Source organism: Kutzneria kofuensis, from assembly GCF_014203355.1.
Taxonomy (GTDB): Bacteria; Actinomycetota; Actinomycetes; order Mycobacteriales; family Pseudonocardiaceae; genus Kutzneria; species Kutzneria kofuensis.
Genome location: NZ_JACHIR010000001.1, coordinates 8,660,285 through 8,680,732, shown reverse-complemented (window position 1 = coordinate 8,680,732; position 20,448 = coordinate 8,660,285). Strand labels below are relative to the sequence as shown.

Here is a 20,448-nt window from a genome sequence, read left to right as displayed (position 1 = left end):
GTCGGGCGTCGGTGACCGGCCGGCTTTCTGCCGCTGGTTCGGACACGCCTCTCAGCGAGTCGTATCCTTCCAGCTCGGAGCACCTTTCTCCGTGATCGACACAAGTCACGCCGGATAGGACCGGATCAACGACGCCGAGCCCGTCCCGCCCGAGACGGATCTCCTGTGCCCGGACTGGGCCTCCGACGCGGCTCGGGTGATCTGGGAGCGCTTGGCGCCGGGGTTGATCAGCTGCAAAGTGCTGACCGCGTGGGACGCGGAAGCGTTCCTGATCATGTGCGAGGCGCTGGCCCGCTACCGGGCCGCCACGCAGCTGGTGAACGGCTCAGCGCTGCTGGTCCAAGGCGGTCCGGGTTGATGAAGAACCCCGCCCTCGTTGTGCAGGGCGAGGCCGAGCGGACCTTCCTGCAGTACGCCGCGAGGTTCGGGCTGACCCCGTCCGACCGTCAAGAGATCAAGACCGAGGTGGTCGATGGCGGCCGCGGTTGCCCGTCTGCGGGCACACCTTCGACGGGCACACCTGCCGTAAGCGCGGTGACCATCGCTGCCTGCCACGTGCGCTGCACGCGGTGGCGTTCGCACACGAGATCTGTGTGCACACCAAGGACCGCTGGGTCCGCCGGCCGTTTGTCTTGGCGGACTGGCAGCGGGAGGAGATCGTCGCTCCGCTGTTTGGCGAGGTCCGCTGGGATGAGGAGTAGGAGTGCTACGTCCGCCGGTTCCGCATCGGCTGGATCGAGCTCGCCCGCAAGAATGGCAAGTCCGAGCTGCTGGCGTTCATCGCGCTGTACCTGCTCATGGCTGATGGTGTGGAGGGCGCGGAGATCTACGGGTGCGCACTCGACAAGCCGCAGGCCCGCAAGGTCTTCGATGTCGCCGCCCGCATGGTCAGGCTCTCCCCGGTGCTGTCGCGCCGGTTGCGGGTGATTGGGCACGCCGCCCGTATCGTCGATGACAAGACCGGCTCCTACTACGAAATCGTCGCCGCTGATGCCGGTGGCAACCTCGGCCACAACCCCTCCGTCATCATCTTCGACGAGGTCCTGCCCCAGCCCAACGGCGAGCTGTGGTCAGCGATGCGGACCGGCAGGGCACCCGGATGCAGCCGCTGATGGTCGCCGCCACCACCGCCGGCAACGGCTCCTAGTCGTTCGCGAAGTCCGAGCACGACGAATGCGTCCGCATCCAGGACGATCCCGCCCGCGCTCCGTACCGCTTCGTCTACCTACGCAATGTCCCCGACGACGCCGTCCCCTGGGACGAACGCAACTGGTTCCTGTCCAACCCCGCCCGGGAGAACTCGTTCCGGCAGTACCGCCTGAACCAGTGGGTACAGCAGTCCACTCGGTGGATGCCGATGCACCTCTACACCCTGTGCGCCGGCACCGAACCCACCGAGCCGGCGCGGCTGCGCGCCCAGCTCCCCCGCCGCCCCAGCTGGGGCGGCCTGGACCTGGCGTCCAAACTGGACCTCACGGCGTGGTGCCTGCTCGTCCCGGACGGCGTCGACGGGCACCCATCGGTGGTGTGGCGGTTCTGGCTGCCCGAGGCCGCAGTGAAGTTCCTCGACGAGCACACCGACCACCGCGTCAGCCGCTGGGCCAAGGCCGGCTGGATCACCGTCACGCCGGGCGAGGTGATCGACTACGACACGGTGGAGGCCGACATCTCCGCTGACTGCGCGGAGCTGCGGGTCGCGGACATGTCCTACGACGAGTGGTCCGGCGAACCGGTCCGGCAGCGGCTGGAGAAACGCACGAAGGCGCCGATGTGCCCGGTGCCGCAGACCTACCGCGGACTGACGCCGGGCATGACCGAGGTGATGGCCCTGACCCGCTCCCGCGCCTGGTCCCATCACGCAAACTGTGTTGCCGCGTGGTGTTTCGACAACGTGGAAGTGCCCTCCCCGGCGGGTGAGCCGGATCTGATCCGTCCGGACAAGCCCGAGCGCGGGAAGACCGGCAAGCGCATCGACGCCGTCCCGATCACCGCCATGGCGGATGGCGGCTGCGCGGGCAGAAGCTGCGCAAGTCATCACGCATGGCCGTCATGGGGTGAGGAGCCTGCGGAGGGGAACAGACTCCTCCGGTAGGCCCCCTGCTAACCGAGCTTCAGCATCCGACGTGGATGTTGTCGTAGTCGACGCCGTAGGGCGGACCGGCCAAACCGAGGTCACGGTCCTCCCAACCCGCAAGCAGCGCGCAACGCGGCACATTGCCATCCCAGAACATTGAATACGTGACTCCGAGCGCGCTTGATGAGCAGTTTCCGTACCAGGCGTCGCCGTTTAACAGATGTTTGCCGCAGACGATCTGCACGTTGCGGGTCGTGGCCGCGGACGCCGGCACGGCGGCCGCGACGCAGGCTGTGATTGCGGTCGCAACAATACCGAGCTTTCCCCAGATGCCTCGCATTCTTCCTCCCTCGTCGAGACTTTCTTCAACGCTAGCAACACGAGACGTCGACCTCGCGTCCTCTTGGAGATTGACACAGAAGTTGCCGCTCATGGTGAAGCTTGGCAGGTGATCAGCCATAACGATCCCAACCATCCAAAGTGGACTTGACGACCTAGGCTGGCTACTGCGGTTAATCCGAGCTCACGGTGCACAGATTCCCGATCTCGATGTGCTGGACGCCTACCATGAGGGCCAGCAACCCCTGTCCTACATGCACCCCGAGCTGTTGCAGCGGCTGGATCAGCGGGTGCGGCAGGTCGTGATCAACTGGCCAGAGCTAGTCGTCGACAGCCTCGACGAACGGCTGGACCTGACCGGGTTCCGCATGGGCGGCAAGGACGAAGCCGACAAGGAACTATGGCGGATCTGGCAGGCCAACCGCCTTGACCTCTACGCCCAGCAGGCCCATGTGGACGCGTTGGTGATGGGGCGGGCGTTCGCGGCCGTCGGCACCAACGAGAACGATGCGCGCACCCCGCTGGTGACCGTGGAGTCGCCGCTGGAGGTCCACGTCGAACTCGACCCGCGCACCCGGATCTTGCGGGCGGCGCTCAAGCGGTGGCGCGAGGACGACTCCGGCACCGTGATCGGCCTGGCACCCACCAACGCCACGCTCTACCTGCCGAACCGCTGCGCCCAACCGACGCGGGCGACGGCGACAGAGGACCTCGCGATGCGGCACACGCCGCGTGCCATCCGTGGGCGCCGAGGACGGGCCGAACACCATCCACCTGTCCCGCAGCCGGACATAGATCACGAACACGCCTTGCCTTGCGCGCGCCGACCACGTCGCGGACAGGCGGCTCGTAACGCACTGATGCATCTCGGCGATCGGTCAGCTTCGGTGACCTGCTGCGACTGGGACTCGCGGTTCACCTCGGCATGTGAGGCAGTGTTCACCGCCGAGGGTAGCCGGATGCCGGGCAGTCCGCCCCAAGCTCCGCGAGCGGACGCGCTCTGTGAACGGATGATCGGCACGCTGCGGCGCGAACTGTTGGACCGGTTGCTGATCGCCAAAGCTGATCACGACGCCGAATCGAATTGTCGAGCGCCATACGCTGTCAGCGTATGTGGCGATTCGCGCCAGTGACGCCTTTCCGCCGTGCACGGCGTGGCCACCGCCACGAGTGTAGAGGTAGCAAGTGGGTGTCGCGGCCACCGGAGGTGACCGCGATCCTGGCGTCTCCCACCGCCCCGCCGAGGTCGCCAAGCTTCTGCCAGCCACGGTCGACCCGAGTCATCCAGGTCCACATGCGACGGCTCGGGCTCGAGCAAACAAAACGAGAGCAAAGGGCCAATTACAATGATCAACCGCCGCGAGGTGCTCAAGGCGGCCACCGGCTTGACGGTCGGCGGAGCCATGTCCGTGGTCGCTTCTGCCACGCCCGCCTTCGGTGCCCCACAAGATCTCCGGCCGGGAGAACGATACGTCGACGTCCCCGGCGGCCGGGTCTGGGTCAACGTTGTCGGCAGCGGATGGCGTCCCCCGCTGCTGGTCCTCCACGGCGGACCCGGTGCCGGACACGACTACCTCGAACCGCTGGGCGAGTTCGCCACCAGCCGGGCGGTCGTGTTCTACGACCAGCTCGGCTGCGGTCGTTCGGACAAGCCCGACAACCCGTCACTGTGGACGATCGACCGGTTCGTCGCCGAGGTCCACGCGGTCCGGCGTGCCCTGAAGCTGAATCGACACCACTTGTACGGGCACTCGTGGGGCGGCTGGCTCGCCATCGAGTACCTGCTGCGCCGGTCACCGCGCGGCGTCGGCGCCGTCGTGCTGTCCAGCACCTCGGCCAGCGCCGCACAGTTCGTTGCCGGCACCCGGTATCTGCGCACGCTCCTTCCCGCCGACGTGCAACAGGTCCTGGACCACTACGAGGCGAAGGGCGACTTCACCGCGCCCGAGTACCTCGACGCGGTGAACGTCTTCTACCGGAACTTCCTGTGCCGCCTGGACCCGTATCCCGAGCCCCTGCTGCGCAGCGCCGCGAACCTCGCCGGCAACCAGGTGTACGCCACGATGGGCGGGCCGAACGAGCTATCCGTCACCGGCAACCTCGCCTCCTGGCACCGCACGTCGCAGGTGTCCTGCATCCAGAATCCCGTTCTGCTGACGCGCGGGCGCTACGACGAGTTCGCCGAGCCCTGCACGGACACGCTGCAGCGGCTCCTTCCGCGCGCCGAGCGGGTCGAGTTCCCGCACAGCGCGCACGTCGCCATGTGGGAGGACCAACAGGCCTACCTTCACGCCCTGACGTCATTTCTGACCGCCTGGGATCCGATCGTCGGCTGGTACACATGACAACGAACAGGCCCTGCTGCCGTTATCTTCGACGGCAAGCTGTACTGCGCGGGCGAGAACAGGCGCAGCGAGGACCAGCCGTGCCCTTGTCGCAGCGACATGGGAGGGCCCCTGTCACCTGACTACAGGTCCGCCAGCAGACGGGTGACGTCGACCCCGGCCCGGGTCAGCATCTCCCGCGCCGACGACGGTTCCGACAGCAGTTGCCGCAACACCGCGGCCTCGTCGAGACGTTGCCCATCCTCTAGGGCGGCCAGCAGCGTCTTCCGCAGCCGCGGTGAGAACCGGTTCTGCCGGGTCCGACGGGCCGGTGTCAACGACTCGATCGCGGCCTTCCCGGCGTCGCCCTGACGTTCGAGCGCGTCGTACAGGGTGCCGCCGCCGGCGGCGGCGAGGCCATAGAGCAGCAGGCCGCTGGAGATCGGATTGCCGCTGAGTGAGCCCAACAGTCCGGCCGTGCGGATCGCGCGGGCGACATCGGGATCGACACGGTCCGCGCGGATGTCTCCGGCCTCGTCGAACAAGGCATCCGCGGTGGCGGGGTCGCGCCGCGTTGGGCCAGGTAGTGGTGCGGACGGCAGGGGCACGGACGGTTGAGCGCCCGCCTTGCCGAGGCTGTGCAACGGAATCCCCATCATCGCCAGCAGCGGGCCGGACGTGCCGCCACCCACCGCGACGAACTCGTCGATGAGATCGGTGACGGTGATGGTGTCGCGCCCGGCCGCCTGCGCGGCGCGTTCGGCCCGTACCAGCACGGTGGTGACGGTGTCGGACACCTTCACGGTCCGGTCGGAGTCGGCCCCGCCCGCCGGCATGGTGCCCTGGAAGGTGCGCAACAGGTCGGTGGCAAAGGTGGCCACGGTGAGCTGTTCTGCGCCGACCGCGGCGGTGATCCGGCCCCGCACCACATCCGTTGCCATCAGTTCCAGGAACAACTCGAGCGACGTGGCGAAGCCGGCCGGGCCTGCGTTGCGCACCATCCGATCGATCACCGCCCGCGCCTCACCGTCCATCCGATATCCGTCTACTTCGGACGGTGGACGCTGCGGCGTCGGGCGCGGCGGCTCTCCGACGGCGACCCTGGTGGCGGGATCGCCGTAGAGCACGAACGACGCCCACTCGATCTTGCCGGCGTCCCGCAGCGCCCGCCGGGCGGCCCGCACCGCGCCGCCGGCGGTCGCGCCGCCAACCAGCTCGGTGTAGAAGCGCTCGGCGAACTCGCGGGAGGGCACGTCCCCGACGGGGTGCCGGGTGCCCACGACGATCTTCGCGCCCTTCACCATGAACGGCACGCACAGGTTGGCCAGCCGGTCAGCCGAAGCACACCCGTTCACGAACACCACGGGCGGGGCGCCATGGGCGTCCAGGTTGTTCATTGAGCGCTGGTCGAACAGGTCCTTGCCGTGCAGGTACATGCCGGCATACGGAGTGCCCTCCGCCATCACCACGTGCCCGCAGTAGTGCAGCAGGTCGTAGGTGCCGGTGGCCAACTCGCCGTGCACGCCGAGGGTGTCGGCCTGCTCGCCGATCAGCGTCGTGCACTCGACGTCCCGATCCCGTAGCCACGAGCTGATCCGCTCCGCCTCGGCCCGGGCCGCCGGCAGGTCGCCGAGCGGGTCGCCGATGACCAGCGCCCGGCCGATCGCGTCCAGGCGGCGGCCCGCGACCACCCGCTTGGTCACGTGCGGGTGCCGACCGATGTCGCGCCCCATCGCCAAGAAATCTTCGCCGTCGTGCAGCAACTCCCATGGAATCGCCGACTCGTTGGTGCGCAGCAGCAGCGGCCCCTCGGTCTCCCGCAACCGTCGGACCAGCTCGGGAATGCTGCCGTCGGCCGATGGGAACAGAGCGTTGTACAGGAGCGACCCGATCTGAACCAGCCGCGCTGTCGGGTTCGCGCCCTTCGAGCTGGCCCCGATCTGGTTGGCACCGACCGCCTGGGTAACGATCCGGTCGAGTTCCTTGCACGACCGCGAGACCAGGTCTGGCGAGGGCTCCACCACGTACTCCTGCTGGAGCGAACCGGCACCATCGGCGGTCGACGAGCGGAGTTCGTAGTTGCAGGTCATGGTCAGGTCGGCGGGCGCGCCCTGCACGCTCACGCGCAGCTCGGCCACCGCGCTAGCCCCTTTCGCAGACGCGCTCGACGAACGCGCGCACCAGCATGTCCTCGGCGGCGGTGGAGTATCCGGTGAGCTCGATGCTGTCCTTGCCGATGACGATCTTGAGGGTGCGCCGCGGGCGCTGGCCGAGCCAGCCGCGAACGGCCTTCACGATCCGCTCCACCAGCCCGATCGCGGGCGTCACGGTCGCGACCACGTCGGCGATCTCCGAGTCCACGCTCCGGACGCCATCCCTGGGCTCACCGAAACGCGGTCGCTCGACCTCTGCGGCGCCCGCGTCGCGCAGCAGCTTGGTCAGCTCGGCCAGGTCCGCGTCGCCCGCCTCGTCCAGCAGGACGGCCAAGCGCATCCGAGTCTCCATGAGCTGCGGATAGTACGCGAACCACTACCCTCGGATGGCCTATTTCGGCCGTTTGCTGGGCGGCAGGCCCGCCGGTTGCCGCATCATTGCGGTCGATCGACGTCGTCGAGGACTGGGGTTTTGAGTGCTGTTCGAGGGTGGCCTGCTGAGCACCGCGGGCCTGGACGCCAGAACCGAGTCGGTGGTGCTGGCCGCGATCGACCGCCGGACGGCGCCGGTGCGCCCCAGCGACTTCCTGGCCGCTGCGTTGTCATCCGGCGATCGGCAGGTGCTGACCGCCGTCACGATGGCGCTGGACGGTGAGGCCGAGGTCGATCACGTGCGGCAGATCATCGACCTGCATAATCCGCCGGGCTCCGCGCCCGATGAGTTCGACGGCCGGCGCGAGCGGTTCTCCGCCGCCGCGCTGCGGGCGCTCGACGAGTTCGACGCGGCCCGCCACGGCGACACGGCCGCGGGCGTCGAGCTGGAGTTGTTGCTGGTGCACGTGCTTCGGCAGCTGGACGTCCAGTTGAAGATCCTGGACACCGAGCTGGCCGTCCGCGGGCTGCGTGACCACATCCGGCTGGCGGTCACGCCGAGCGCCGAACTGTTCGAGGGGGCGTCCGGGCGGTTGCGCTCCGAACTGTTCACCGAGCCGGCCTGGGTGGTGCTGCAGAACGCGTGCGTGCGGGCTGCGGAGCTGGGCTTCGACCGAGTGCTGCCGCCGCACGTCTTCCTCGCTCTGCTCGGCGAGACCGAGGGTTTGGCCGAGCGGCTGGTGCGGTTGCAGGCGCCAGCCGAGGCGGGCCCGGCCCGGGTGGCCGATGCAGTGGCCAACGCGCTGCGAATCTCCGAGCGCGCCCAGGATCCGCTCCAGCTGCGCCGCGCCGACCTGGGCGACACCGCGGTCGCGCTGCTGCACGCCGCCCACCGGCTGGCCGAGCTGTGGCAGGTGGACCGTATCGGGCCGCAGCATCTGCTCGGCGCGCTGCTGGCCGATCCGCCGGCGCGGCTGGTGTCGATCCTGGAGCGGGAGCCGCTGCGGCTCAACCTGGCCACCGCGCGCCGTCAGCTGGAAGAGTTCCTGCGCGACGTCCGCGGCAACCCGCCGCCCGAGGTGGCGTTCCGGATCCCCGGCGATCTGCTGCCGGCCGAGGATCTCACGCACACCGCCCGTACAGACGGCATTCCGGCCGCGCCGCACCTGGACGAGCCGATCGAGGCCATCACGCGGGCCCTGTTCCGCCGGTCGGGCAACCACGTCCTGATCACCGGCCACGGCGGGGTCGGCCGCACCGCGCTGGTCCGCGAGCTGGCCCGGCGCGCCGCCGGCGGCAAGATCGCGTTCCTGCGGCACAAGCGCTTCGTATGGGCGGACGGTCGCGACGTCGCCCCCGTGGATAGCGGGCGCAAGCTGGCCGCGGTCTTCACGCACGTGGCCGGCCGCACCGACCTGGTGCTCTGCCTCGACGGGCTCGGGCAGCTGCTGCGCAGCGAGTCCGCCGCCGACAACCGGATGCTGCTGCGGGCCGTGCTCAAGGAGGGCCGGGTGCAGCTGATCGGGATCATGGACGCCACCGACTACGAGGACCTGCTGGCCGGCGACCACGCCATGCGATCGCTGGTGACCCGGGTGGAGCTGCGCGAGCCGGACCGGGAGACCGCGCTGGACATGGTCACCCACACGGCGGAGACCCTGGCCGCGGAGTTCGGGCTGGCGATCGAGCCGAAGGCCGTCGAGCGCGCGGTCGGCCTGTGCGCCGACTACATCCTCAATGACCGGCTCCCCCGCAAGGCCGTCTCCGTGCTGCGGCGGGCCTGCGAGGACCTCGACTTCGAACGCACCGTCCAGGGCAGCGACCGCAAGGCCGTCACCGCCGAGGACGTGACCCGCGTGGTGTCGCAGCTGTCCGGTGTGCCCGAAGGGCAGCTGTCCGGCGTCGACCCCGCGGCCGGCGAGGACTACACCGCCGCGCTCCGGTCCGACGTCATCGGCCAGGACCACGCCGTGCAGGCGGTCGCCGAGGAGCTGCGCCTGATCAAGTTCGGGCTGCGCAGCGGGTCGGTGCTGTTCTTCGCCGGCCAGACCGGCGTGGGCAAGTCGGAGCTGGCCAAGGCGCTGGCCCGGTTCTACTCGGCGTCCAAGCGGCTGCAGGTCTACACGATGGGCAACTTCCTCGAGGGGCACTCGGTGACCGGCATCATCGGCGTGGCCGCCGGCTACGTCGGGCACGAGCGCGGCGGCCGGCTGATCAACGAGCTGAACGCCGACCCGTACTGCGTGTTCCTGCTGGACGAGGCCGAGAAGGCGCACCCGGACGTGTGGAAGCCGTTCCTGAACCTGTTCGACGAGGGCTGGATCGAGGACCAACGGGGCGTGCGCGCGCACGCCGACCGAGCCATCTTCATCATGACCTCGAACGCCGGCGCCGATCTGATCGCCGACCAGTTCGGCCGACAGGTGGAGCGGTCCGAGATCGAGCGCAACGTCCGCAACCACCTGACCAAGGTGCAGCACGCCGCCACCCGGGAACCGGTCTTCCCGCCGGAGTTCCTCGCCCGGATCCGGCGGGTCGTGGTGTTCAACCCGCTGGACCGGGCCGCGATGGCCGGCATCGCCCGCAAGATGCTGGGCCGGCGGGAGCGGTTCTGGTCGGAGAGCCGGGAGAAGCGGCTCGTCGTGCCGGACAGCGTGGTCGAGCACATCGCGACCGTGGCGCACGCGCGCAACCGGGACTCGGGCGGCAAGGAGGGCGGGCGCATCGTCGACAAGCTCATCGCCGAACTGGTGGAGGACCCGATCGTGCGCGCGGCGACCAGCCGATCCCAGGACTACCTGGCGTGCCAGCGGATCGAGCTGATCCACCAGCCGAACACTAACCGCGTCGACGTCGTCTTCTCGCGGGAGGACCAGCGGTGACGCGTACCCGCGACCTCGAGGGTCAGGTCGTCGGCAACTATCTGTTGGAGGAGTTTCTCGGCGAGGGCGCGTTCGGGGCGGTCTTCCGCAGCACCCAGCTCGCCCTGGGCGAGCCGTTGCGCCGGGTCGCGGTCAAGCTCTCGCACCGGGAGGGGCTGAGCGACGGTGAGGCCGTGGACTTGCTCGGCGACGCCTTCCTGCTGGCCGACGCCATGGACCAGATCATGGACGCGGCGGCCAAGCTGCATTTGGTGCACGTCTTCGACGCCGGCCGCACCGAGCCGGACGGCCGGGCCTTCCTGGCCATGGAGTACGTGGAGGGCATCAGCCTGGCCGAGCGGATCGCCCGCCAGGGTCGGCTCGACGCCGGCCAGCTCACCACGTGGGCGACCGAGATCGCCGGCGCGCTCGGCGCGCTGCACCGGCTGCACCGTCCGCTGGTGCACCGCGACCTCAAGCCGGCCAACGTGATGCTCGGTCGGGACAACCGGGTGCGGCTGATCGACTTCGGCCTGGCGGTCCGGCCGGAGGAGTCGGAGCAGGCCAGCGGCGTGGCCGGCACGGTCGACTACATGGCCCCGGAGGCCGCGACCGGGCGGGCCACGCCGGCCTCGGACGTCTACTCGCTGGGCGTGCTGATGTACGAGGCGCTGACCGGGGACCACCCGTTCCGCGACCTGGTGCCGCCGATCGACCTGCCCGACGCCGGGCAGGAGGCGTGGCTGCGCGAGGCCAAGGAGCGGCATCCGGTGGCGCGCCCGTCCACGTCGAACAACACCGTCACCCGGAAGCTCGACCGGATCGTGTTGCGGTGCCTCAAACACCACCCGAGTGAGCGTTTTGCCGACGCGGCCGACGTGCTCGCGGCGCTCACCCGGGAGACTCCGGTGCCCGATGAGGAACCCGCACCGCCACCCGACGGCAAGCCGGCCCGACGCCTGCGGCAGCGCCTGCACAACGTCGAGGCCGCGCTGGCGACAACGCCGTCCGGCCGGGACCGGTTCGACCTGCTGCGCGAGTCGGCCGAGCTGCTCGGCCAGCTGGACCAGCACTCGCTGGCCGCGCGCCGGCTCCGGGAGGCGTGGGGGATGACGGAGCATTCGGCGTTGCTGCGGGACACCCGGGAACGCGTGCGACTGCTGACCGAGCTGGCCAAGGCCTATCGCCGGGCCGGCAACGAGTTCCAGGCCGCGCGGTTCGAGTCGTTGCGCGACCGGGACCAGAACGGCAACCGATGACAACACCACAACGGTCGTTCGCCGGCCGATTCACCCGCCGCGGCCGGTTGCGCAACCGGTGGGCCGAGGCGCTGGCCGAGCCGGACCGGATCCGCCGCCTGCAGCTGCTGCTCGACCTGCAGCGGGACTTCGTCGCGCATTCCCGGTCGCTGGCCACGCTCTGGCCGCCGTACGTCGCCAGTGTGCTCGCGACCGGCGGCGCGACCTCCGACGAGCTCAGCGATCTCGAGGCGCGGGGCGCCGTGGTGGCCGACCGGTCGCGCGGCCGGCTCGGCCTGGCCGACGCCTGGTCGGCGCTGATCTCTACCCGGGACGCCCGCGGCGAGCACGACATCGCCAACCTCCGGATCGCCGCGCTCTACTGGTGGGCCAGCCTGCCCGCGCCGGCACGAGCGTCGGTGGCGCGGCAGCTGGCCCGCCGCGGTGCCGCCACCCGCAACTTCTGGTCGGTCTACGTCGAGCATCTGGCCGGTGCGAGGCCGGCCGACGAGCCGGAGATGGTCGCGATCCTGGCGGCGGCGATGACGATCGGGTTCGACGACCACCCCGATCGGATCGCCGTCGCCGGCGAGCTGGCCGACGGTCTGCGGGACCGTGGCGTGGCGGTGCCCGGGATCGACCTCGCGCGAGGCTTCGCGGCCCTGTTCTTCGTCGACGATCCGGACGTGGCGGTCGCGCCACTGGAATCGGCGTGGCAACAGGACAAAAGCGAAACCGCGCTGGTCGGCCTGGTGTCAGCGTGGCTGCGGGCGGGCGCCCACGACCGCATCGCGACGGTGGTGGCCGAGCGGGCCGTTCCCCGCGTGGTCGGCGAGTTGGCCGAGCTGAGCGCCGTGCTGCGCTGGCTGGACGACGCCGAGGTCGCCGGCCTCTGCCCGTCGACCGCCTCCCGGCTGGCAGCGCTGAATCTCCGCCTCCAGGCCGGAGATTGGCTGGACTACGCGATCGGCCGCGCGCACCTGTTGGAGGGCGACGCGCCAGGTGCGGCGCGGATCCTGGTGCCGCTGGCCGACCGCCACCCCAATCGTTCCGATTGGAACTACCACGCGGCGTGGGCGCTGCTGCTGCTCGGCGACCGCGACGGCGTCGCCGCGCGCTTCGACGGGGCCCACTCGTCGGAGCGGTGGCCGGTCGGGTTGCTACTGATGGAGGCGGATCCCGGCACGGCGGAAGCGGTCCAGTCGAAGATCACCGCGGACAGCCCCGACCCGATCACCGCCTCGTTGGTGCAGGCGCGGGCCACCCTGATCCGCACCGGAACCGCGTTACCCGTGCCGGACCAGCAGAATCGCGGCAGCATCGCGGCGAGGCTGGAGCGGGTGCGCGGCGGCGTGGCCGCGGGCATCGCCGCGGCGAACCCGGATGACACCGCGAAGTGGGTGGACGACCGATGGTTCACCCGGCTGCCGCTGGCCGACCAGTTGCTGTGGTCCGGCCTTGCCTGGTCGAAGAACGGGTTGATCGAACATGCGGCCGACGGCCTGGGGTACGCGCGGGCAGCCCTGGTGTTGTCGGTGCTGACTCGGGATCCATCCCGGCTGGATCGGCTGCGTCAGCGTACGGACCCGACGATGGAACTCCTTCGGGCCTGGGCCGATCCCGGCACCGCGCCGGCCCGGTTGACCGCGCTGGGCGACCGGGCCCACTACGCCCGCGGACAACTTCTCCTTGCTGGCAAGGACTTCGCCGCCGCGGCCGAGGAGTTCCGTGCCGCCGCGACACAAGACGACGACGCGCCGCGCGACGCCGCCCTGCTGTGGTGGACCACCGCCGTCGCCGCCGGCACCGAACCCGCGGGGCCACACCCCGCCTCGCACCCGGACCAATTCGGGCGCCCGACCTGGCTCACCTGGGCGGCGGCGCTGGTCATGACCAACGACCCCACCGACGGCGTGCCGGCGGCGAAGCATCTCGTCGGCGTGCTGACTCAGGCGCAGACACCGCCCGCCGCCGGCATCCGCGCCGCCGCGGCCGTCATCGCCAACGCGGCCCTCGAAACGACCGACACCGACCGCGCCGCGTCCCTGACCGCCCTGTTGGACGAACTCGCCCTAGCGACCGGCAATCCCGACGCGCTGCGCATGCGTGAGTTAGCCGCCGCCCGCACCGCACGCGGCGGCCACACCGACATCGCGGTCACCGGCGTACCAACCGCCCTGGTCATCGCCGAGCGGGCCCTCGCGGCCGGGGACACCGCCCATGCGCTGCGAGCGCTGCGGTCGGTCCCCGAGGACGACACCGTCGAGTCCCGGCTCTGTCGCCAGGCGGCCGACGCGCTCGCCGGCACGCCGGCCCAGCCGCCCGAGCCCTGGTCGCCGGTCATGCGGCTGCTCGTCGCGGCCGCGCAAGCGGACGAGGCCCCGGCGCTGGCCGTGAAGACCCTGATGCCGTTGCTACGTGAGCAGGATCTGACCGGAATCGTCAACCTGCGCAACGCACTCCCCCACCTCCAGGCCGGCGTCAGCAGCCGACGGGTGCCCGACTACCTGAGCCGGCTGGTCCGCCAAGTCGCCGACGACATGGACGATCCGCGGGCAACCGCCCGCCACCTGGCCGGCATCGGCGACCACGAGGCGGCCGATCCCTTCTGGCGCAAGGCAATCGACCTGCCGGACGACCCGGCCACGCGGGGGGAGTACGTCGCGGTGCTGTGCCACCGCGCGGTGCTGGCCAAGCGGCAGGGCGACGACATGCGCGCCGCCGACCACCTGCTGCTGGCCGCCCGGGTGGCGGCGAGCACCACGCCCCGGTTCACCGTGATCGACGAGGCCGAGATCGCCCACCTTGTCGAGGACACCTTGCACGCGCCCCAGGAGTCGAAGCGGAGTCGGGGGGCCATCCACCATGCCCTCTCCGTCGCGCAGAAGCGCGGCGACGAAACGCGGGTGCTGCTGTGCATGGAACGGCTGCGCGCGTACCTCCGCGCCGGCGCACCGGCCGAGTCGCCCCTCGTGATGTGGGCCGAGCGACTGGTGTTCGGATGGTGCGTGGATCGGCTGATCGGCGATCTGTTCCCGGCCGACGAAACACGCGAGGCGGCGGGCCGGTTCAGCGTGTTCGAACGCGCCGTGGACACCGACGGCATCCTTCTGTTCGCCCTGCTCGACCAGGACCGGGATGGCGCGCTGGAGGCATGGCAGAAGTTCCTGCCGGTGCGGGGTGCCTCCGTGCCGCTCCGGCACGCCGTGGCGGTGCTGTTCCGCGAGCGGGCGCTGGCCGACCCGAACGCGGTCAAGCCCCTGGTGGCGGCGACCATGCTGTGGGCCAGGCTGTTGAGCAGCCCCAAGTTCTGGGCCGGACAACGCGAGGACGTCCGGGCCGACCAGGACCGGCTGCGGACCGAGGTGATGCGGGAGCTGCTGTCCGAACACGCCACGCGCGGGCAGCGGGCACTGACCGCCAAGGCCGCGAACGTCGCCGCGCCGCACCTGCGCTGCCTGATCGACTGCGCCGACGCCACGGCCGTGGACGAGACCCTCGACAAGCTCCACCTGAACGTCCCGGCGCCCGGCGATCCGAAGCGGTTCGCCGACATCGCCGCGGTGGCGCGCGAGGTGCTCGACGGCTGGATCGGCGACCTGCTCGACGCCGCCCGCAAGGTCGTCGAGGATCCGGCGGCGATCGCGAAACTGAAGGGCCTCAACGGAAACTACGAGGGCGGCATCGAGACCCTGGGCCCGTTCCTGCGGCTGGGCGTGCCGGTCCGGCCGGTGCTGCAGACCGCGCTGCGTTGGTACAACCAGTGGTGCATGGCGCTCTACGGCGACGGCGACCTGGACCGGCTCGCCGAGGTGTGCCAGGCCGCGGCCAAGGTGGCCAGGCAGCTGGAACCGCTGTGCGACCAGAAGAAGGTGCTGGACCCCGGCAACCAGACGCTGTCCCAGCACCTGATGCTGCGTGGCTTCGCCACGCGCGACCCGGCCAAGGCGATTCCGCTGTTCAGCCAGGCACTGATCTGGAACCCGAGCAACAACAACGCCGCGGAGCTGCTCGAAGACGCGAAGGCCGCCCGCGTCAACCAGCGCTTCGAGGAGGCCGTGGACGCGATCGAGGCGGGCAAGCTCGACGCGGCCCTGAAGGTGTTGAAGGCCATCGACCCGGGTGGGCCCGGCGATGACGTCCGCCGGGGCCTGCTGGCTCGGGTGTACTTCCAGCGGTCCGCGCGCGCCGTGGAGAAGAAGGATCTGAAGACCGCCCGCGCCGACCTGCGACGCGCACTGGACCTCTCGCCCGATGCCACCTGGCGCGACGTCATCGAGGGCAAGCTGGCCGTGGTGGAGCTGGAAATGGCGCTGCGCGACAACCAGTGGGCGGCGGCCAGGAATCTGGTCCGCAAGCGAACCGCGGCCGCGGACAAGGACCACACGCTGGAGATGGCCATGGTGCTCAACAGCCGTGCCGTCGATCTGGCCAACGAGGCTCAACAGGTGCCGGTGAAGTTCGAGACGGCGCTGCGCGAGGTGATGGCGGCGGTTGAGCGGGCGGTCCGCAACCAGAACGGCCTCTATTCCCTGGATCCGGACTTCACCGACATCACGAACCTGCTGTTGCGGACGAAGCGGCCCACATTCGGCACGACATGCGCGGTCTGCAAGGGAGACAAGGACCTCGGCCGGCAGGTCGTGGTTCAGCTCGTGACGCTCCAGGTCCGTGACCGGCGCGAGTACCGGGTCCGCGTCGCCGACTTCTGGAACGACCACACCGCCTGGCTGTGCGACTCGTGCAAGCAGGCGTGGACCGGACGCAAGGACCTCCTGGCCAGGAGCCGGGAACTGCTCCAGGAAGCCGTCCGGCTGGCACCCGGGAACACGACCATTCGACGAAATCTCGGACAGGTGGAGGACGGCCTGTGAACCGCAATCCCTTCCACGTGCTGCAGCTACCGACGGACGCCACCACCGAGGCGATCGTCGCGCGCGCCCGCGAGGCCGCCGAGCTGGCCGAGAGCGACGCCGAACGGCAGGCCGTCGTCGAGGCGCAGCGGGACCTGATCACCCACCCCGCCGGCCGGCTGCGACACGAGCTGCTGGAGGCGCCCGGCAGCGACTACCGCGACCGCGAGTGGGAATCGTTCGAGCACCAGCACAAGCGCAACCCGGTCGACTTCGCCGCGATCGCCGAGGGCGTGGTGCCGCTGCGGCGTGAGGACTTCGACCTGCTGGCCGTGGTGGGACTCGCTGTGGACGAGGTGCTGGCCACGCCGGAGCCGGACGTGCCGGCCGCGCTGGCCGATCCACCCGTGCAACCCGCTTGGGACACGCCGCCGGTGGAGGTGCGCCATGTCCTCTTCGGCTGACGCAGTGGGCCTGGACTGGTCGGCCTTCCACCCGCGGCCGGTGGGCAAGCCGGTCGAACTACAGTCTCCCGCCTCGGAACTGGGTGCAGCGCTGCAACGCTGCCGGCGGGACCTGACGGCCGAACGCGCCGCGTCGGCCGAGGCCGCCGCCTCGGCCCGGGCCGAGGCGGCGGAGCAGGCCGCGCTGGTGTTCCGGCTCTCGGCCGTACTCCAAGAGCACGACCAGGCGATGGTGGACGCCGGCCTGAAGCGGACCAGTCGCACCCTGCGTGTGGTCTGCGACCAGATGCTGTCCGCGCTCGACCGCGCCGGCCTGACCGTGGTGGACCCGGTCGGGCAGCCGTTCCGCGACGTGGCCGCCGCGGTCGAGGTCGTGGGCTGGCGGCACGGACCCGACTTCCACGACGAGGTCGTGGCCGAGACCGTCGAACCAATCATCCGGCATGGCGCCGAGGTCGTTCGCCTCGGCCGAGTGGTCATGGGCGAACCCGCGCAGGGGCACAGCAGCGACGAAGAGGGCGCGTGATGAAGCAGATCCTGAGCAAGGCCGTCGGCATCGACCTCGGCACGACCAACAGCGCCGTTGCGGTGATGGACCGCACCGACACGGACATCGTGCTGCACCGGGACAGGCACACCGCGACCACGCCGAGCTGCGTGTGGAAGGACCCCCGCAGCGGCGAGCTGGTGGTGGGGCGGCTGGCGGCCCGGCGGGTCGGCGCCAACCCCGCGCCGATCCGGTCGGTCAAGCGGCTGATGGGACGGCAGGAGACCGTGCGCGTCACCGACGAGGACATGACGCCCGAGCAAGTGTCCTCGCTTGTGCTGGCCGAGATGAAGCGGCAGATCCAGCAGGACGTGGCCGCCTGGGACACGGCCGACACGTCGTGGGAGGTGGACCGGGCGATCGTCACCGTGCCGGCGTACTTCGACCAGCCGGCCATCGAGGCCACCCGGCGCGCCGCCGAGAAGGCCGGGCTGGAGGTGCTCGACCTGCTGCACGAGCCGACCGCGGCGGCCTGCTACCACTGCTGGTCCAGCAAGACCGAGAACGGCACGTTCCTGGTGTACGACCTGGGCGGCGGCACGTTCGACGCGAGCGTGGTCCGCTGCACCGCGGGCGCCTTCGAGGTGCTGGGCATCAGCGGCAACAACATGCTCGGCGGCGACAACGTCGACACGGAGATGGCCCGCTGGCTGCAGGAGTATCTGGTGGAGGACGGCTACGCGCTCGACCTCGACCTGGCCGGTGACGACGAGGACAAGATCCGGTTCGCCCAGCTGAAGTTCCTCGCCGAGGGCGTCAAGCAGGCACTGTCCACTCAGGACCTGTTCATGTTCCGGGACAGCGGCACGGTGCGGGACAAGGACGGCACGCCGGTGATCATCGACCGGATGGTGGAGCGGGCCGAGTTCGAGGAGGTCGCCCGGCCGGTGGTGGCCCGGACCATCGGCTACTGCCACGAGGTGATGGAGCTGGCCGGCAAGGTCGCCGGCATCTCACTGTCCGATGTGGACCAGGTGATCCTGGCCGGCGGCTCCACCCACATGCCGCTGGTGCGCGAGATGGTCACCCGCGAGCTGTGCGGCCCGGACGGGGCCCGCTGCGCGGAACCGGTCTACGAGAAGGTCGACACCATCGTGGCGCTGGGCGCGGCGATCCGCGCGTCCGCGGTGGGCGGCCTGCGCAGCCACAACCCCGAGCGCACGGTGCGGGTCTCCTTCCGTGGCACCGGGGCGACCGGGTCGACCACCACCGTGGTCGCGGGCCGGGCCGAGGCGCTCACCGCCGACACCCACTTGGACGGCGGGCACATCCGGCTGAGCACCGGCGGCTACGACGACGAGGTCGACCTGGGATCCGACGGCGTCTTCCGCTTCACCCGGGTGCCGGTGCAGGCCGGGGCGGAGAGCCTGCTGTCGTTCGACCTGTACGACCGTGACGGCGACAAGGTGATGTCCACCGCCCGCATGGTGACCCAGGACGACGATCTCGGCACGGACGGCGGGGAGACCTCGCCGCCCATCCTGAACAAGGCCTTCTCGCTTCAGGTCAACCGCGCCGGCCGGCCCCACGTCAAGGAGCTGGTGCCGGCGATGGCGTTGCTGCCGACCAGTGCGCGGTTCAGCTTCCAGCACCCAGGCAGCACCGAGCAGGTGCTGTTCCCGCTGTACCAGCACCGGCGCCGGGTGCAGGTGATTGAGGTGCCCGTGCCGGCCAGCACCCCGCGCGGTGCCGAGATCAGCTTCGACGTGCACATCGATGACAAGAGCATGATCACCGTCCGCGGTGCCGTCGGCGGCACCGAGTTCGATGCCCGCCTGGTGCAGGCGCCGCCGCGGCCGGAGCCGACCCGGGCCGAGATCGATCAGCTGGCCAACCGGTTCGCCAACTCGGTGCTGTACCTCAAGGCGGGCGACCGCGCGGTGGCCGAGGCCAAGTGGGACATGACGATGGCCAGCCTGGAGACGGCGTGGCGCAACCACGACCTGGTGCAGTTGGAGCACGACCTGGAGGAGCTCGAGTTCATCATCGACTCGCTGGCGGTCGTCGAGATCACGCTGGTGCCGCCCAAGGCCGAGTTCGACGCGATCGTCACGGAGTGCCGGGAACTCAACCACCGGGTCCGCCAGGCGGTGGTGGGCACGGCCATCACGCACGACGAGCACGAGCTGGCCAAGTCGATCGACGTCCAGGTCGACCAGGGCGAGCGGGCCTACCGCAACCGCGACCAGCGGGCCTACGGGGAGGCGATCGAGCAGCTGTACGGCATCCTGCGGTGGCTCGACGGGCAGTACCAGAAGACCCCCGAGGGCAAGGACAACCGCTCCGAGGAGGAGCGCGTGGCCGACGCCGCGGCCGCCGTCACCCACCTGGCTCGCGGCGAGGTCATGCGCCTGGCCGAGTCCAAGGGACGCGCGGACTTCGCGCGCGAGATCACCGAGATCATGCGAGATCTGGCGGAGTGCCAACGTGATGCCGGGCGGGATCCGGGCCGGACGCAGACCCGGATCGCCCAACACCACCGCCGGCTGAAGCAGATCAGGGACGTGCTGCTGTCCGGCGCCCACGACGTCGAGTCGCTGCCCGTGGAGGCGACGCCGTGACGGTCCGCTGCCCGCTCACCGACTGCCACACGAAGAACGCGGCGGACGCCGACACGTGCGTCCGCTGCGGCACGCCGCTGCGCCACCTTGCCCGCCTGTCGGCGTATCCGGACCACTTGTTCAATCGGGGTCTGGCCGCTGCCACGGCGGGCGACCTGGGCACGGCCAGGGACCTGTTCGCCGCCGTGGTGCACTGGTGCCCGCTGGACGTCGTGGCGCGCAATGCCTTGGCCCTGGCCAGCTTCCAGCTCGACGACCACGCGGCGGCCCGCGTCAACTGGGAGGCGGTCCTGGACCGCTCCCCCGGCGACCCGCTGGCCACCGAGGGCCTGGCCCGGCTGGCGGACCACTAATTGATTGAGGGCATGACGTTGGTGACGGCGTGGAGTCGGGTGGCTGGTGGCTGGTCCGGTGTCACCGACCAGCAGATTGCCCAGCAGGTCCGCCCTTCTCGCAGTGTCCGGGATAGGTTGACCAGGAGCAACGTTGTCGTGGGGGGCGGCGCCGGCGCGGAGCCGCCCCCAGCCCGTCGCTATTCACCCAGCTAGGGAGTTGTCGATGCCCGCCACATTGCGCAACTGAATCGCGGGAACGGCCTTCGTCACCGACAACCTGTTCTGGCTCGCAGACCCCGACCATCCGAACAGCCCGCTGTCCAACGC

General features: G+C 70.4%; 16 protein-coding genes and 1 pseudogene. 14 read left to right on the top strand and 3 right to left on the bottom strand.

The features are described from left to right. Positions 1-196: 196 nt before the first annotated feature. The 5 genes and pseudogenes from BJ998_RS48075 (at position 197) to BJ998_RS48065 (ending at position 2,092) form a co-directional block, all read left to right on the top strand. Positions 197-358, top strand: a complete 162-nt coding sequence (locus BJ998_RS48075; protein WP_312890528.1) for a P27 family phage terminase small subunit — start codon at positions 197-199, stop codon at positions 356-358. Then, positions 358-408 (top strand): annotated as a pseudogene (locus BJ998_RS48860) (hypothetical protein); the annotation flags it as partial. The gene BJ998_RS48075 and the pseudogene BJ998_RS48860, both read left to right, overlap by 1 nt. Before the next feature lie 161 nt (positions 409-569). After that, positions 570-701 carry a hypothetical protein gene (locus BJ998_RS48855; protein WP_281393455.1) on the top strand — a complete coding sequence of 44 codons (132 nt, stop codon included), beginning with the start codon at positions 570-572 and terminating at the stop codon, positions 699-701. A 24-nt stretch (positions 702-725) separates the two neighbouring features. Further along, positions 726-1,112 (top strand): terminase large subunit domain-containing protein, encoded by a 387-nt coding sequence (locus BJ998_RS48070; protein WP_312890597.1) that lies wholly within the window; start codon positions 726-728, stop codon positions 1,110-1,112. Positions 1,113-1,183: 71 nt separating this feature from the next. Beyond that, positions 1,184-2,092: a terminase TerL endonuclease subunit gene (locus BJ998_RS48065; protein WP_312890596.1), complete on the top strand. Its 909-nt coding sequence runs from the start codon at positions 1,184-1,186 to the stop codon at positions 2,090-2,092. Between the two features lie 19 nt (positions 2,093-2,111). Here the strand turns inward: BJ998_RS48065 and BJ998_RS39110 are convergent, their stop codons facing one another. Continuing rightward, on the bottom strand, positions 2,112-2,414 hold the full coding sequence (locus tag BJ998_RS39110; RefSeq protein ID WP_184868277.1) for a hypothetical protein: 303 nt from the start codon (positions 2,412-2,414) through the stop codon (positions 2,112-2,114). A 118-nt stretch (positions 2,415-2,532) separates the two neighbouring features. Between BJ998_RS39110 and BJ998_RS46815 the strand changes: the two genes are divergently transcribed. Further along, positions 2,533-3,546 carry a phage portal protein gene (locus tag BJ998_RS46815; protein WP_312890595.1) on the top strand — a complete coding sequence of 338 codons (1,014 nt, stop codon included), beginning with the start codon at positions 2,533-2,535 and terminating at the stop codon, positions 3,544-3,546. A 213-nt stretch (positions 3,547-3,759) separates the two neighbouring features. Continuing rightward, on the top strand, positions 3,760-4,758 hold the full coding sequence (locus tag BJ998_RS39100; RefSeq protein WP_184868276.1) for a proline iminopeptidase-family hydrolase: 999 nt from the start codon (positions 3,760-3,762) through the stop codon (positions 4,756-4,758). Positions 4,759-4,880: 122 nt separating this feature from the next. Here BJ998_RS39100 and BJ998_RS39095 read toward each other — a convergent pair whose 3' ends face one another. Then, complete coding sequence (locus tag BJ998_RS39095; protein WP_184868275.1) at positions 4,881-6,875, bottom strand: CHAT domain-containing protein; 1,995 nt, start codon at positions 6,873-6,875, stop codon at positions 4,881-4,883. Positions 6,876-6,879: 4 nt separating this feature from the next. Continuing rightward, entirely contained in the window at positions 6,880-7,230 is a 351-nt protein-coding gene (locus BJ998_RS39090; protein ID WP_184868274.1) for a hypothetical protein, read from the bottom strand. Between the two features lie 136 nt (positions 7,231-7,366). Between BJ998_RS39090 and BJ998_RS39085 the strand changes: the two genes are divergently transcribed. From BJ998_RS39085 to BJ998_RS39055, 7 genes are read left to right on the top strand one after another with little or no spacing between them, the layout of a single operon-like run. Beyond that, complete coding sequence (locus tag BJ998_RS39085) at positions 7,367-10,144, top strand: AAA family ATPase (protein ID WP_184868273.1); 2,778 nt, start codon at positions 7,367-7,369, stop codon at positions 10,142-10,144. Then, positions 10,141-11,382: a serine/threonine-protein kinase gene (locus BJ998_RS39080; protein WP_184868272.1), complete on the top strand. Its 1,242-nt coding sequence runs from the start codon at positions 10,141-10,143 to the stop codon at positions 11,380-11,382. Before BJ998_RS39085 ends, BJ998_RS39080 begins: the two co-directional genes overlap by 4 nt. Then, the gene (locus BJ998_RS39075; RefSeq protein ID WP_184868271.1) at positions 11,379-16,235 is read left to right on the top strand and encodes a tetratricopeptide repeat protein; all 4,857 of its coding nucleotides are present in this window, start codon (positions 11,379-11,381) and stop codon (positions 16,233-16,235) included. The genes BJ998_RS39080 and BJ998_RS39075 overlap by 4 nt, the downstream gene beginning before the upstream one ends. Continuing rightward, on the top strand, positions 16,232-16,678 hold the full coding sequence (locus tag BJ998_RS39070) for a hypothetical protein (RefSeq protein ID WP_184868270.1): 447 nt from the start codon (positions 16,232-16,234) through the stop codon (positions 16,676-16,678). The genes BJ998_RS39075 and BJ998_RS39070 overlap by 4 nt, the downstream gene beginning before the upstream one ends. Then, on the top strand, positions 16,662-17,204 hold the full coding sequence (locus BJ998_RS39065) for a nucleotide exchange factor GrpE (protein ID WP_184868269.1): 543 nt from the start codon (positions 16,662-16,664) through the stop codon (positions 17,202-17,204). Before BJ998_RS39070 ends, BJ998_RS39065 begins: the two co-directional genes overlap by 17 nt. Then, entirely contained in the window at positions 17,204-19,786 is a 2,583-nt protein-coding gene (locus BJ998_RS39060) for an Hsp70 family protein (protein WP_246489968.1), read from the top strand. The genes BJ998_RS39065 and BJ998_RS39060 overlap by 1 nt, the downstream gene beginning before the upstream one ends. Then, entirely contained in the window at positions 19,783-20,139 is a 357-nt protein-coding gene (locus tag BJ998_RS39055) for a tetratricopeptide repeat protein (protein ID WP_184868267.1), read from the top strand. Before BJ998_RS39060 ends, BJ998_RS39055 begins: the two co-directional genes overlap by 4 nt. Positions 20,140-20,448: the final 309 nt, after the last annotated feature.

Coding starts and splice junctions, on each gene's coding strand:
- BJ998_RS39110 (WP_184868277.1), bottom strand. CDS start 2,414: ATGCGAGGCATCTGGGGAAAGCTCGGTATTGTTGCGACCGCAATCACA.
- BJ998_RS39090 (WP_184868274.1), bottom strand. CDS start 7,230: ATGCGCTTGGCCGTCCTGCTGGACGAGGCGGGCGACGCGGACCTGGCC.
- BJ998_RS39065 (WP_184868269.1), top strand. CDS start 16,662: ATGTCCTCTTCGGCTGACGCAGTGGGCCTGGACTGGTCGGCCTTCCAC.
- BJ998_RS39060 (WP_246489968.1), top strand. CDS start 17,204: ATGAAGCAGATCCTGAGCAAGGCCGTCGGCATCGACCTCGGCACGACC.
- BJ998_RS39075 (WP_184868271.1), top strand. CDS start 11,379: ATGACAACACCACAACGGTCGTTCGCCGGCCGATTCACCCGCCGCGGC.
- BJ998_RS39100 (WP_184868276.1), top strand. CDS start 3,760: ATGATCAACCGCCGCGAGGTGCTCAAGGCGGCCACCGGCTTGACGGTC.